The following is a 13,424-nucleotide window of genomic DNA, read 5'->3' on the forward strand; positions in this document are numbered from 1 at the left end:
TGACGATTGGCATCAGGTTGCTAGCCTTTCGTCATGCGATATCGGACAGGCAAGCGGGCGCAGGTCCGACGCATTCTGGCCGCGGCCGTCTCGACCGCCGTCGCACTGTCGAGCACGGCTTTCCCCGCATCCGCCGATACACCGAGCATCGCCGGGATGACTGTATTCCTCGATCCGGGCCACAGCGGCACGAATGATGCGTCGATCAGCCAGCAGGTCCCCAACGGCCGCGGCGGCATGAAGGACTGCGAAACGACGGGCACCAGCACCAACAGCGGATTTCCAGAGCACACCTTCAATTGGGATGTTGTACAACAGGTCCGGGCCGGACTGGAGCAGATGGGAGTGCGGACTCAGCTTTCCCGCGACAATGACACTGGGCCCGGTCCCTGTATCGACGCACGCGCGTCCGCCGCGAATGCGATGCAACCCGACGCCATCGTCAGCATTCATGCCGACGGTGGGCCCGCCTCAGGGCGCGGTTTCCACGTCAACTATTCCGCGCCGCCACTCAACAAGGCTCAGTCCGGTCCCGCCATGCAGCTGGCGAACACCATGCGCGATGCGTTAGCCGCCGCGGGACTGCCGGAATCGACCTACATCGGGTCCGGTGGGCTCTACGGTCGCGCCGATCTCGCCGGTCTGAACCTCGCCGAATATCCCGCCGTGCTCATTGAACTCGGCAATATGCGTAATATCGATGACGCCGCGGAAATGGAAAGCGCCGACGGGCGTGCTCGATACGCTGCGAACGTCACCCAGGGGATCGTGGCGTACCTCCAGCAGAAGGCCACCCCGAGTTAGGGTGAGCCGACCCGCAACGCTTAACGGCACCTCATAGCCCTTTACTTGTTCGCCGGCAGCGCGACGCCCTAGCGGGTTCTTCGCCAGGGTGTCCACGTTTGGAACGGACGGTGACCTCACCGCTATGTGTGCCCGACTCCGCAGAGAAGCCGCGGGAGACCGAGGGTCTCGGCATAACAAACCCCGGTCGGCGGAGCCTTCGCGACGGATCACCTGGATTATCACAATCGTCGGAGTCGTCGCCCTCGCGGTCGGAGTAGTCATCGCCGGTGGAGTGGCGCTCGGTCGCCGAGTAGCGACACCTACGCCCGCCCCGCCACGTCATGGGGAAACCTACTCCGCGACACCAGATGCGCCGCTACCTCCGCCGCTGGCGACCCCTGACAACGGTGAGCTCGCAACAGACTTCGCGCGCCTACAGACCACGTTGAACGCGAAAGTGGGACTTGTCCTGCGCCCGGTCGGTCCTGAGCAGTCAAACCCGACCATGTTCGGAGACTGGCCAACTGGGCCCGCTTGGTCCACGATCAAAGTGCCGTTGGTCATCGCGGAGATGCGCACCGAGCAAGACCCATCGCAGGTCACCGACGCTATGCGGGCCGCGATCACACAGTCCGACAACGCAGCTGCAGAACAGATCTGGAGAACTCTCGGCGATCCGACCGCAGCTGCCGCCGCGGTAGAACAGGTCCTTCAGGAATACCGTGACCCGACCACCGTCCAATCCGAAAAAGTGCGACCGGAGTTCAGCGCCTTCGGTCAGAGCGACTGGACACTGACCGATCAGAGCCGGTTCCTCGCCGCCGCGGCCTGCGACGACCGCAACGCCCCGGTTCTCGCGTTGATGGGACAGATAGAAGACGATCAAAAGTGGGGCCTCGGTGTTGTCTCCGATGCTCAGTTCAAAGGCGGATGGGGTCCTTCCCAGTCGGGTAGCTACCTCGTGCGGCAAATGGGGATTATCCCAACACCAAACGGCTTGACTGTCGCCGCGATCGCTGCCGAACCCACCTCCGGGTCCTTCGCTGACGGCATTCAGGCCCTCACCGCGATCGCCCGCTTGCTCGACGCGCACCGATCGGCGCTGCCCGCTGCGCAGTGCCCCTGAGACGTCGAGCCGCGCGACTCAGTACAAGTAGACCTTCGCGTTCCTACCGCCCGTGCACGTGATCCACCCGTCCGAACCGTAAGCCGCGCACTGCATCACGAAATTCGGACCGTCACACTGCGCGCCGCCAACCGACCTGCAGTCCACCTTGCCGGGCGCTGACACCGTCCGCGCATCGCGGCTGGCGCCCCCGTACTGGTTCCAGTACGAGCTCAGCACACTGCCGGCAAAGAAGCAGGACGTCTCCGCTGTGCCGCGACCCGCATGGCTGCCGAACCCGGCGGCATTGCGCAGCGAAAAACCGTCGTCACATGACTCGTGGCTCTCGCTGCTGTCACGTCCCAGCACCAAGGGCGGTCGCACCGCAGACTGCGGCACCGGAGCGGGCGGTGGCGACGGTGGCTCGGTGCGGTTGGTCGGGGCCGGCAACGCCACGGTAGAGACACCCGCCGGACCGGTACTCGTGGGCGGCGCAGACTTCTGTTGGGCAAGTAATCCGATCACCACTCCGATCCCACCCAGCAGCAGAGCCGCTGCCACGGCGATGACGACAGGTATCAGCCACGGTCGGCTCGATTGGTGGGAGATCTGTTGCGTTGCTTGCCAGCTCCGATCGCCCTGCCAGACTGGGTGCGGCCCGGACGGCGGCGCAGTCAGCACCGCCTCCTGGGTTACCGCCATCGGGCCTGTGCTGGGCGCCTGGGCCCCGGAACGTAGGGCGCGCTCAGCGGCGCGGCCCAGCGCTCCGGCACTGCCGTATCGGTCGTCGGGCTCCTTGGCCATGCCTCGGGCGATGACGTCATCGAAACTCGGCGGCACCCGATGATTAACCGCGCTGGGACGTGGCGGCGGTGCGGACACATGAGCAGCGATCAGCTTCTCCATGCTGCTGACACCGAACGGCGTGTCCCCCGTCAACGCCTCGTAAAGCACGCCAGCCAACGAATACACGTCAACCGCCGGCGTCGCCGGCAGGTCCTCGAATCGTTCCGGCGCCATGTAGCAGAACGAGCCGATCGCGCTCCCGGCCACCGTCAGGCGCGTCTCGCCAACAGTCTCGGCGATCCCGAAGTCCACGAGATACGCGAAATCGGCCGGTGTCACCAAGATGTTCTGCGGCTTGATATCCCGGTGGATCAGCCCTTGGGCATGGGCGGCGTCGAGCGCGACGCCGACCTGCGCGACGATGGCCACCGCGCGTGCGGGCTCAAGCGGTCCGCTCTTGAGCGCCTCGTGCAGATCCTGACCTTGAACCAGGCGCATATCGATGAACAGATTGCCGTCTATCTCGCCCCAGTCGTGGATCGGGATGATGTGCGGCTCCTGCAGGCCGGCGGCGGCGTGGGACTCGCGCTGGAACCGCGCCCGGAACTGCTCATCGTGCGACAGCTGTTCAGGCAGGATTTTTAACGCAACGGAGCGGTTCTTGCTGGTGTCGTACGCCTCGTACACCTCTCCCATGCCACCTCGTCCGATCAAGGCGGTGAGCTTGTACTTGCCGAACATCGAACCGGTGCGCGACTGCGCTTCCACCACGTCCCCCTCCTCACATACGACACGCAGTATCCGTCCCCGCACCACGATGCGCGCGCGTATGCCCGCGATTTGAGCAATGTCACCTATCGCGGAGCCGCATCGCTTTCCACGACAGCCATCGGCGAAACGATCGGTTAACCACCGTGTATCCGCACTTTCAGCTAACGTGCCGAGGTGAGTCAGCCTGGCCTGGAATTGCCACGAGCTCGGCCGACGCGGTTCTACCGGGAGGGGGTTCCATGAGCTATCCACCTAGTCCCGACCAATATGGCGGGCAGCCGGGCGCGCACTGGCAGGGCACGCCCCCCGGTGTGCGAGCTCCTGCTGGGCGTGGATTGCCGTTCTACGCCCACGTGGGAGTCGTCGTCCTTGGGGTGGTGAGCTTCTTCCTCGGGTTTGCGCCCTACGCGAAGGTCAACCCCGAGGGTCAGCCGTCGGGCGGCACGTCGGTCACCTTCTTCGACAATGCCGCCGGTGGTGTCGGTGTCGCAGGCCTAGCGCTGCTACTTGCGTCGGCCGCCATCGCTGCGTTCGGTCTGTTGCCCGGCCAAGCTCGCAACGAATCCGTCGTTGCGGGACTGGCTGTTTCGGGATTCGCGTCGCTGCTGTTCCTGTTGATCGGTCTGGAGAACTTACTCGAAGCAGGCGTCGGACTGATCCTCGTCCTGGTCGCCGCATTCCTCCAGGCCGCGAGCGCAGTAGCGAGCATCCTGGCACAGCAGCCCTACCCTCCTGCACCTCCGTACGGCGGAGCGCCATCGCCCTACAATGGTCCCGGACCGACTAATTTCCGGCCCGGAGATGATCGTTTTCGCCGCGGATGAGATTCTCTGTGCTGCAACGCTCTTGGCGTAGTTGGCCGTTGCCGCTGTTCGCCTTAGTGTGCGCGGCACTTACCGCGAGCTGCAGCCCGACGGTGATCGACGGGCACGCCGCCTCCATGCTTTATGATCCCGATCGCGTGAGTGGACTACCTGCAGTCGGCGGTCCGAACGGCGTCCGCTACAACGCGCCCCGGCCGGTTGGTGAGGTCGAGGGCACGAACAACGGTGACGACGATCGACTGGCGCTACTGGCAGCCAACGATATTGAAGAATTCTGGACAAAGAGCTTCCCGTCATCATTCGGAGGGCGACCCTTCGTACCGGTCGAAACGCTCATTTCCTACGACTCCACAAATGCTCGATTGTCCCCGATCTTTTGCGGACAGGACACTTACGGCTCCCCGAATGCTCATTACTGCTCTATCAACGACTCCCTGGCCTGGGACCGTGGATCACTGATACCGGGGGCCCGGCAGTTCTACAGTGATATCGCCGCTGTAGGGATACTCGCGCACGAGTTCGGCCACGCCGTTCAGCATAGGGCTGGGCTCGTTGATGAATCGACGCCAGGACTCGTCAGGGAGCAACAAGCCGACTGTTTCGCCGGGGTGTACCTGCGGTGGGTAGCGGACGGACGTTCCACTCGATTCACCTTGAACACCACCGATGGACTCGACCGTGTGCTTGCCGGTGCACTGTACGGACGCGATGCACCCGACCAATACGAAGGTACCTACCAGGGGCACGGCTCGGCACTGGACCGCATCGGTGCTTTCCAAGAGGGCTTCGATGCGGGGGCGGCCACATGCTCTGCCATCGATACTCACGAGATAGCGATGCGCCAAAAGGGATTGCCGCAATCCTTGCAATACGACTATGCGAGCGCGACGCCAGGTGAGACGCCCATCGACGACGACAGCTTGGCTACCTTGATGGAGTTATTAGGGCAGATCTTCCACCCAAAAAGCGCGCCAGCCCTAACCGTCGGCGGCACACCGGCTTGCCCTGATGCCAAGCCGAGTCCACCGGCGTCCTACTGCCCCAGCACCAACACCATCAATGTGGACCTCGCAGCGCTGCAGCAGATCGGCGCCTATAGCGACGAAAAATCGAACTCAACCATCCTGCGCGGAGACGACACTGCTTTCTCCATTGTGACATCGCGATACATGCTCGCCATGCAGCATGAACGGAGTCTGTCGCTAACCGGCGACGCAGCGGCGCTGCGTACCGCATGCCTCACCGGCGTCGCGCAGCGAAACATGGCGCAGAACGTGTCACTTCCCTCAGGCAGAGCAATGGTCCTTGCCGCCGGAGATCTTGACGAGGCTGTCTCTGGTCTCCTAGTAAAACCGATTGTCGCTAGTGACACCAACGGCACCACAGTGCCCGCGGGGTTTACTCGGATCTTTGCCTTCAGGTCTGGGCTCATGGGTGACGACGAGCAGTGCTACCAGCGGTTCCCATGACCGGCCCTCCCCGCGGTGAATGGGACAAGACCCAAGACTTTCATCACCACCCCCGCCCGGATTCTCCCGCCGAGACACGTCGGAATCCTCGACCACCCTTGGACCCCAAACCACCTCGGCAAGCGCCCCCGCCCCGGCCTGTGCCGCAGAACCGGCCACCTAGCGACGGGTCGCCTATGCCCTCGCCGGCCGCAACTCCGTGGTATCTGCAGCAGCCACAGCGGCAGCCGCCGTCGGCGCACATCCCCGCGCCCACCAGGAATATCGCTGCACCACAACATGTATCGACTCCCCCTGGTAAGTGGCGGCAGCGCAGAGGGCTCATCCGGCGTTCACTCATCGGTGTGGGCGTGATTGTCGTCCTCGTCGAGGCGGTGGTGCTGCTCAGTGGCGTGTCCCAGCTCGGCGTGCTCGGCGGCACCCAGCTCAATGTCACGAAAGTCCAAGTAGGAGTCCAACAAATCCTGGCTGACCCCGCCAGCGGCTACGGCGCGAACGCCGTGACAGAGGTCAGCTGCAACGACGGCCGCAACCCGAGCGCAACCAAGGGAACATTCTTCAACTGCGCGGTAACGGTCAACGGTGTTAAAAGGCAAGTCGCCGTTTTAGTCTCCGATGACAACGGCCGCTACGAGGTTGATCGGCCGCGCTAGGCTTGTCAGGTAGGCGATGCCGAGGCGAGTGAACCCTCGACGCAGGATGTCATGACGCCGACTCGACCGCCGACTCGTCGGCCACCACCTCGCCGTTCTGCACGATCTGCAGTCCGGACCTGCTTACCTCGTAGCGCGTCCCGTCAGAGGAGTTGATGGCGACGAATCCATCGCTACTCGGCTGCACCGTATTCAGCTCCAACGTGGCTCCGTCGGAAATCCGATAACCTCGGTAATACGCACCGCCAGAAGAACTCTGGCAAATAACCAGCGCCGACTCCGGAGTGCGCAGAATAAATTCGGCAAGGTCAGCATCCGCGCAGCGTGCCGCCCCGTTGAAGGTCACGAACCCGTGGATATCGGCATCGTCGAGCACCATCGGCGGCGCAGACGTGATCGGCGGCAGTGCCGTCACCGCCGATGGCACGGTCACTGTGACTGGCGGCGCCGGAAGGGGCGAGCTGGTCTGACTGGCCGACGAGGGCACCCGCAGTGGCGGCTCAGCCTTGGGCCCGTTGCGCGACAACAGCACGCCGACCAACACGGCAGCGACTGCGAGAAGTGCACCGAGCCCGGCCAGAGCCCACACCAGCGGGCGAACGCCCGATCGGGGCTCAGTTTCGTAGGCTTGGGGCGGCGCCGTCCGCACGGGCGCCTGCATGGTAGGTGCCACCGCCGCGGTGACGTGGCGCTGCCGCGCCGAATCGTTGCGCAGCGCAGTCACGAACTCCTGGCAATTCTCGAACCGGTCGCCTGGATGTTCGGCCATTGCACGCCCCATCGCCGCGTCGAGGGCGGACAGGTCAGGGCGGGCATCTGACAGTCGCGGAACTGGGCCGCTGAGCCGACGGCTGATCACCACCGCCGGATTGGAATGGGCGTACGGCGCGTTACCGGTCAGCAGATGAAAAGCCGTCGCCGCCAACGCATATTGGTCGGCGCGGTGATCGACCGTCCCGTCCACCAACTGCTCTGGGGCTGCGTAACTAACCGTACCCACGGTCATGTTGGTCGCCGTCAGACCACTGACGTCATCGAGCCTGCGTGCGATCCCGAAATCTGCGAGGAGCACCCGCCGCGTCCCATTTGCTGGGTCCGTGAGAAGGATATTGGCGGGTTTGACGTCGCGATGCAGCAGTCCCCGACCGTGCGCGTAGTCCAGAGCATCGGCAATCGCCGCCACGATCGTCAGCGCTTCGTCCCTCGGCATTCCCGTGGGAAAGTGTTCGCGCAGAAGCCTTCCGGCATCAGTGCCCTCGACGTAATCCATCGAGATCCAGAGTTGGCCGTCACACTCCCCGCGATCGTGGACTCCGACGATATGGGGATGCCACAGCGCGGCCACAGCGTCGGCTTCACGATCGAACCGGCGGCGATAATCGGTGTCATCGCCGAGGCCCCGCGGCAGCACCTTCAGGGCATCGTTGCGCGTCAACCGCGGGTGCCTGACGAGGTAGACCTCGCCCATTCCGCCCGACCCCAGTAACCCGAGCACCGTGAAGCCGGCAAAGACGGTCCCAGTGGTCAACGGCATGGCGGGATGATACCGACACTCACCGGAGGGGACGGCCACTCCAGTGCCATTGGACCGCACTCACGAAGCACGATTCTCCGGACCCCCGACAGATGTCGGAACACAGAGCTACGCTGCGAATCGCAACTAGGGTGCAGAACGCCGTGAGGGGGAAGAAGGCGTGCTCGAGCTTAAGACGAGAACGCGCAGGCACACGCCTCGCCGTGCATTACCCACCATCGCGCTCGCAGTCGCGCTGGGTCTTCTGATCGGTATGGCCGTCATGCGCATCGTCATAGATCAGCCCATACAGATCACGGCGGCTACGACACCGCCCTCGCCCGTCCCCGGTCCAGGTCAATGGATCACCGATCCCGAAGCGCACTCGGCCCACAACGAGATACTCGTTGCCCCGCCCGCCGGCGACGCGCAGCCCGGCCAGGTTCTACCCGGCCCACCACCGCCGCCCAGCGAATTCGGCGACGGCACCTTCACCGTCTGGACCGACATCAGCCCCGGGACATACCGGTCGACGCCGGCCCCCTCCGGCGGCTCCCCCTGCACTTGGCAACGCCTCTCGGGATTCACCGGCGCCGCCGACGAAGTCATCGCTAGTGGCGTCGCCGCCGGTGACGTGCAGACGGTCGTCATCAGCCCGACCGATCAAATGTTCCACTCGCAGGCCTGCACACTGTGGCAGCGAGTCAACTAAGCCCTCTGCACGCGTATCACTGATGAAAGCTCGGCCTTATTCGTGCGCGATGACCGCGGCCCTGCCAAGCCCTTCTCGCAAGCCGCTTCGCAGTGAATCGCTTGGTAATCGGGCTAATGGTGACCGGCCATGATCGGGTGGGTCTCTGGGCCAGCGGGAGAATCAGCTAGCCACCTTCCTCAATTCTTGAGACGACATCACTGGCCTCTGGCCCGCAAATCTTCTGCAGATTCACCGGGCCTGCCTCCAGCAGATCCTCGATACGTTGTCGTAGGTCTCCCGAGGTGACATGGGCGTAGAGGTTCGCACCCGGGCATGCGGTGTCCGCAAAATTCCGGTGGCCGCCCAGCGTGTCGGTGCTGATCTGAAAGTTCTGCGTGGCCCAGGCGAACGCCACAGCGGCACCTTGAAGTTGCTCGTCGGTGACATCCTCTTGGTCGAAGTCGCCTTCGCAGAGGACCAGGAAGTGGCCGGTCGGGTTGTAGGTTGTCGCGGTGTCACCGACCAGCGTCGGATCCCGTAGCTCGTAGATGTTCCCGTTGCGGTCAACGCTGACGTGGTAGGCGATGTCGATCCAGCCCAGCTGGTCTTGGTGATAGTGCTGGTGCTGGCGAAGTCGCGCTGGGGCAAGTCTGTTATCGCCGAGGACGACTGCGGTGTGATGCAACGTCATTCGGTTGATGGTGTGCTTTACCCCGCCGGGGCGCGCCGGCTGAGCACGCCAGGCGTCCCGGCACAGGAGGTCAGCAGTGACTGGGGCCGGAGTGACCACCGGTGCAGGTGCCAGCGGCGGCTGGGCGGGTTCGGCGCTGACAGCGAGAACCGACGCCGTCGGGGCCGGCGGAGATTTCGGGGGAAGTCGTTGTGCGCACGCGCTAGCGGTGGCGGCCAGGGCCGCGCCGCCGGCGAGCTGAATTAACCGGCGGCGCGTCACGGCATCCGGACTGTCGCCGCTCCTTTTGTGCTCGGACGCGTCCATGGCAGCGACGATACGGGTGCCGTCACCGTGCCAGTGAGGCTTTCGCAACCCTGGCGGGGAAGCACTCGCTTGCCCCCGAGACAATTTCACCGGTTGAGGCAACGTCAGCATTCCGCAAGCCCATGACGATGCGCTCGGTACGATGCGCGCATGCCCATCGCTGATGGTGCGGTATTCGCTGAATATCGCATCCTTCGCTTACTGGGTACCGGGGGGATGGGCGAGGTCTACCTTGTGCAGCACCCGCGGTTACCCCGACGCGAAGCACTCAAGATCCTGCCGTCCGGAGTCAGCGCCGATAGCGAATACCGTCAGCGGTTCGCACGCGAGGCTGACATCGCCGCCGCTCTCTGGCACCCCCACGTCGTCGCGGTCCACGATCGGGGGGAACACGACGGGCAGCTGTGGATCACGATGGACTTCGTCGAGGGCACCGACGCTGCTCAACTCATGCGCGATCGGTACCCGCACGGAATGCCAACCAAAGACGTGTTCGAAATCGTCGCCGCAGTCGCTGAAGCACTGGACTACGCCCACGAACGCTATCTACTGCACCGCGACGTGAAGCCGGCGAACATCCTCATCACCGACCCGCGCTACGGTGATCGCAGAATCCTATTGGCCGACTTCGGGATTGCCCGAGCGACCAACGAGACCAGCGGCCTGACCGCGACCAACATGACGGTCGGATCAGTAGCCTACGCAGCACCAGAACAACTCATGGGAACCACACTGGACGGCCGGGCAGATCAATACGCGTTGGCCTGCACCGCATTTCACCTCCTGACCGGCCAACCGCCGTTCGCCAACTCGAATCCGGCTGTCGTGATCGGCAACCACCTGTCGTCGCCACCCCCGCGGCTGCGAAGCCGTATCGCTGACCTAGGGTCGATCGACGCCGTACTGGCCAGGGCGATGGCGAAAGAACCATTCCAACGATTCGACACCTGCCGTGAATTCGCCGCCGCTCTCGCCACACGCGAGGAAGGCACGGTCAGTCCGACCGCTGACACGCAACTAGCAGCACGAGCCGCCGAGTCGCCGCAGCGGACCGACGCGAGTGCGCCGTCGACGCCATCTAGCCCGCGTGCCACCTCGACAGCGCGGCGCGCCGCCCTAATCGCCGGTGGAATTGCCGCCCTGCTCGCCGTCGGCCTGGTTGCTTTCATCGGCGCACGTTTGGGCCAGCCGCAGTCCGCCCCGCCAACCGAAATTCCACCCGCCAGTCCCGTGCCGCCGTCATCGGGGCTGGCGTCGACGATGTCGTCCGTGCCTATATCGACTTCAAAGTCGCTGCCCGCGAGCAGCACTCCCCCGAAGTCGTCTCCGCCGCCATCTTCGGCACCGCCGCCACCAACCGGCGACCTAGGCCTACGGACACCGATCAGTTCCCCGCGCTGCAACGGCCAAGGGATCGTGATTTTGGGCTCCGTGACTACCCCGGGGCTGTATGCCGCTGGCGTGCAACGTCTGCTAGATGCTCACCCCGGCGCGTTCTACCTACGCACCGATCGAGCGTGTCCATCGCTGCGCAAGGCGACAGATGAGGGAAATCCGATCTACGCCGTCTTCAATCTCGGCGGACGGACGGAGCGTGAGGTGTGCGCTGCAGTGAATGCTGTCGGCGGAAACGCCTACGGGAAATGGCTAGACACGACAACCGATCCTGGGTTCATCATCCCGTGCTGAGCGGTTGTCAGCTCACACCCGCCCTCAGGCGGAACCTGCGAGTCGAAGATCGCAGGGCCGCCCTACCTTTTCGGCGTCCTGTCGTATTCCACTACGGCGGCCGACCGCGCTATCGAACATGCCAAGATGTTGCAGCACAGCAAGTCGCCATCTATAGGAGTTGGCGACATTCGTGATTCGCGACTCATCGTGGGACGGAAGCGGTCTCACCAAAGCACGGTGGTCCCCACAGTCCACGGCCTGCGTCCTGGGCCTCTCCTTGCGCTGCTTCGATGGCAGCGAATCGCGCGACTGGATGGCCGCGGTAGACATACGAACGGGCCGCACCCGCACGTGCGGCCTCGACCGAGAAATCCCAGCCGTCACCCCGCACAAGATAGGCCAACGTGCGTCCGTATCGGTCTGTCCTGTCCTGAGTGGGGTCGGGGACCAGAGCGACCCGTTGCCCAAGCATGGTCTGGACCGCGAAGTCGGTCGCCTCGGGCCCCCAGCACCCCACCGTGTAGCCGGGCTTCTTTGTCTCGGGAGTGTCGATTCCGAGCAGGCGGACCCGTAGCCGTCCCCGGACGTCGTCACGAATATCGATGGTGTCGCCGTCGACGATCTTCAACACCACCGCGGTCGTCACGACAGGATCGGCTGCCGCAGATGCCGGCAAGAGGACGGAACAGCTGAGTAGTACCGCGACGACGATGGCCGCGCGGAGGCGCCGGAGAAGTGTTGGCATTCGCGATTTAGGCCACCTCCATCGAACAGGTCACTAACGTAACCCTCGATTTGAGCGCAACAAAGACGGGCAGCACTATGGCCGGCAGATTCGAGAATTACGCCAACTAGGGTGGCGGATTACCGTTACGCCGCGAAGCCCACAACGAAGACATCGTCACCAGAATGGAAGCCTTAGAAAGCAAGTCCAGCGACCGGAAGGAAGTTCAGTCGGTCAGAAAAAAGGCCGCCGCGGCCGCCGTCATCGACCCCACCGACTGGCGGCTACGACTCGCAGGCATAACCGTCGCCATCGCGGTCGCCACCACTCCAGTAGGCGTCGTCGCCCTGCGGAATGTCATACCGGCCGTCCTGATGCGCTTCGGTGCAGTTCTTGTATGGACGCTCAGCCAGCGCTGACGGTGCGGCGCCCACCGCAGTGACCGCAGCGGCCCCAATCAACGCAGCGACTACGAATCCACGAATCACGATTCCCCCTGAAAGTGGCTAACGGCCGACCCTGGCCCCTGCTGGCAAAACATTAGGCTGTAACTGGCGCTTACGCAAGTATGCCCACAAGTCCCGTCAGAGCTTATAGCGAAGACCGCATTCAGCGGTGAGATCGCCACCTGTGCAACGAAACCGAGTCAAGCTCGATAACCCGCACTCGGCGTCGTCTCCTCCTCCACGCTAGATGGCTTGGTGGCCTCGTGGTCTCAGGGCAACGTCTAGTTGAGTCGCAGGAGCGCGACAGACTGGGGATGATGCAGCCTAGGGTGCCATGGGCTGATACAGCCTAACTACAGGAGGCCTCCGCCATTGGCCACATCATTCGGTTACCAGGTCGACTAACACAGGTCTCGAAGTGCGTATTCGTCCAATGCTCCGCGTTCAAGCAACCATGGGGCTAGTAGGTAGCCGATTCACCGGCACGGGTCGGCAACCGCATTCCTGGGAATTAGCTGCGAAGTCGTGTTGTGTCCTTTATCGTCCCTTTCCGAGCCAAGGGGGAGAACGATGATCAGGAAAATCACCGCGGTGCTTGCAGTCGGGGCTGTGGCTGGTGGGGTCGGGATAGCTGCGGCCGGGCCCGCAGCGGCGAGTACTTGGACGATGCCAAATTTGATTGGAATGGACCTGCAGGGTGCACAGGACGCCATCCAGTCCCTGACTGCCGACGCGGTCTGGTACAGCAGCTCAACAGATCTCACCGGGAAAGGTCGCGCCCAGATCAGCGACCGCAATTGGCAGGTCTGCACCTCGGCTCCCCCGCCTGGCGGAAAGTTCACGGAGAGTATGAAAGTGGACTTTGGGGTGGTCCGCATCGACACAGAAACGTGCCCGTAGTCGCCGAAGCCGCGAGCACCAGGAATTGCCGTGCAGGTCGTGGATGGTGCGATTGCCTCGCTGGCTCGTGATGTGAGCTGACCGG

The 13,424-nt window shown here is 63.8% G+C and carries 12 protein-coding genes; 7 read left to right on the top strand and 5 right to left on the bottom strand.

Features of this window, described 5'->3' with window-relative positions; genetic code table 11:
• Nucleotides 1-33 precede the first annotated feature (33 nt).
• Nucleotides 34-804 carry an Rv3717 family N-acetylmuramoyl-L-alanine amidase gene (locus tag H7J73_RS24205; RefSeq protein ID WP_264070271.1) on the top strand — a complete coding sequence of 257 codons (771 nt, stop codon included), beginning with the start codon at nucleotides 34-36 and terminating at the stop codon, nucleotides 802-804.
• 532 nt (nucleotides 805-1,336) lie between these two features.
• Complete coding sequence (locus H7J73_RS24210) at nucleotides 1,337-1,912, top strand: serine hydrolase (protein ID WP_264070272.1); 576 nt, start codon at nucleotides 1,337-1,339, stop codon at nucleotides 1,910-1,912.
• 18 nt (nucleotides 1,913-1,930) lie between these two features.
• Here H7J73_RS24210 and H7J73_RS24215 read toward each other — a convergent pair whose 3' ends face one another.
• The gene (locus H7J73_RS24215) at nucleotides 1,931-3,418 is read right to left on the bottom strand and encodes a serine/threonine-protein kinase (RefSeq protein ID WP_264070333.1); all 1,488 of its coding nucleotides are present in this window, start codon (nucleotides 3,416-3,418) and stop codon (nucleotides 1,931-1,933) included.
• 269 nt (nucleotides 3,419-3,687) lie between these two features.
• Here H7J73_RS24215 and H7J73_RS24220 point away from each other — a divergent pair, with 269 nt between their 5' ends.
• The 3 genes from H7J73_RS24220 (at nucleotide 3,688) to H7J73_RS33740 (ending at nucleotide 6,394) form a co-directional block, all read left to right on the top strand.
• A complete protein-coding gene (locus H7J73_RS24220) occupies nucleotides 3,688-4,272 on the top strand; it encodes a DUF5336 domain-containing protein (protein ID WP_264070273.1) in 585 nt (194 codons plus the stop codon).
• Nucleotides 4,269-5,741: a neutral zinc metallopeptidase gene (locus tag H7J73_RS24225; protein WP_435405570.1), complete on the top strand. Its 1,473-nt coding sequence runs from the start codon at nucleotides 4,269-4,271 to the stop codon at nucleotides 5,739-5,741. The genes H7J73_RS24220 and H7J73_RS24225 overlap by 4 nt, the downstream gene beginning before the upstream one ends.
• Before the next feature lie 344 nt (nucleotides 5,742-6,085).
• Nucleotides 6,086-6,394, top strand: coding sequence for a DUF4333 domain-containing protein (locus tag H7J73_RS33740; RefSeq protein WP_264070275.1), 309 nt, complete (start codon nucleotides 6,086-6,088; stop codon nucleotides 6,392-6,394).
• Nucleotides 6,395-6,443: 49 nt separating this feature from the next.
• Here H7J73_RS33740 and H7J73_RS33600 read toward each other — a convergent pair whose 3' ends face one another.
• Nucleotides 6,444-7,928, bottom strand: a complete 1,485-nt coding sequence (locus tag H7J73_RS33600) for a serine/threonine-protein kinase (protein WP_276031716.1) — start codon at nucleotides 7,926-7,928, stop codon at nucleotides 6,444-6,446.
• 160 nt (nucleotides 7,929-8,088) lie between these two features.
• Here H7J73_RS33600 and H7J73_RS24240 point away from each other — a divergent pair, with 160 nt between their 5' ends.
• Nucleotides 8,089-8,619 (top strand): Rv1352/Rv1906c domain-containing protein, encoded by a 531-nt coding sequence (locus tag H7J73_RS24240; protein ID WP_264070276.1) that lies wholly within the window; start codon nucleotides 8,089-8,091, stop codon nucleotides 8,617-8,619.
• 166 nt (nucleotides 8,620-8,785) lie between these two features.
• Here H7J73_RS24240 and H7J73_RS24245 read toward each other — a convergent pair whose 3' ends face one another.
• Nucleotides 8,786-9,598 (bottom strand): N-acetylmuramoyl-L-alanine amidase, encoded by an 813-nt coding sequence (locus tag H7J73_RS24245; protein WP_264070277.1) that lies wholly within the window; start codon nucleotides 9,596-9,598, stop codon nucleotides 8,786-8,788.
• Between the two features lie 150 nt (nucleotides 9,599-9,748).
• Between H7J73_RS24245 and H7J73_RS33605 the strand changes: the two genes are divergently transcribed.
• On the top strand, nucleotides 9,749-11,287 hold the full coding sequence (locus H7J73_RS33605) for a serine/threonine-protein kinase (RefSeq protein WP_276031717.1): 1,539 nt from the start codon (nucleotides 9,749-9,751) through the stop codon (nucleotides 11,285-11,287).
• Nucleotides 11,288-11,471: 184 nt separating this feature from the next.
• Here the strand turns inward: H7J73_RS33605 and H7J73_RS24255 are convergent, their stop codons facing one another.
• Together H7J73_RS24255 and H7J73_RS24260 are read right to left on the bottom strand one after the other, a co-directional pair.
• Complete coding sequence (locus tag H7J73_RS24255; protein WP_264070278.1) at nucleotides 11,472-12,014, bottom strand: thermonuclease family protein; 543 nt, start codon at nucleotides 12,012-12,014, stop codon at nucleotides 11,472-11,474.
• Between the two features lie 263 nt (nucleotides 12,015-12,277).
• On the bottom strand, nucleotides 12,278-12,481 hold the full coding sequence (locus tag H7J73_RS24260) for an excalibur calcium-binding domain-containing protein (protein WP_435405571.1): 204 nt from the start codon (nucleotides 12,479-12,481) through the stop codon (nucleotides 12,278-12,280).
• Between the last annotated feature and the right edge of the window lie 943 nt (nucleotides 12,482-13,424).

It is taken from the genome of Mycolicibacterium komossense (assembly GCF_025822605.1).
GTDB classification, from domain to species: domain Bacteria; phylum Actinomycetota; class Actinomycetes; order Mycobacteriales; family Mycobacteriaceae; genus Mycobacterium; species Mycobacterium komossense.

What these genes read in the sequence shown, in the direction of transcription:
- H7J73_RS24205 (WP_264070271.1), top strand. Translation starts at nt 34, where the DNA reads ATGCGATATCGGACAGGCAAGCGGGCGCAGGTCCGACGCATTCTGGCC.
- H7J73_RS24215 (WP_264070333.1), bottom strand. Translation starts at nt 3,418, where the DNA reads ATGTTCGGCAAGTACAAGCTCACCGCCTTGATCGGACGAGGTGGCATG.
- H7J73_RS24220 (WP_264070273.1), top strand. Translation starts at nt 3,688, where the DNA reads ATGAGCTATCCACCTAGTCCCGACCAATATGGCGGGCAGCCGGGCGCG.
- H7J73_RS24225 (WP_435405570.1), top strand. Translation starts at nt 4,269, where the DNA reads ATGAGATTCTCTGTGCTGCAACGCTCTTGGCGTAGTTGGCCGTTGCCG.
- H7J73_RS33600 (WP_276031716.1), bottom strand. Translation starts at nt 7,928, where the DNA reads ATGCCGTTGACCACTGGGACCGTCTTTGCCGGCTTCACGGTGCTCGGG.
- H7J73_RS24245 (WP_264070277.1), bottom strand. Translation starts at nt 9,598, where the DNA reads ATGGACGCGTCCGAGCACAAAAGGAGCGGCGACAGTCCGGATGCCGTG.
- H7J73_RS33605 (WP_276031717.1), top strand. Translation starts at nt 9,749, where the DNA reads ATGCCCATCGCTGATGGTGCGGTATTCGCTGAATATCGCATCCTTCGC.
- H7J73_RS24255 (WP_264070278.1), bottom strand. Translation starts at nt 12,014, where the DNA reads ATGCCAACACTTCTCCGGCGCCTCCGCGCGGCCATCGTCGTCGCGGTA.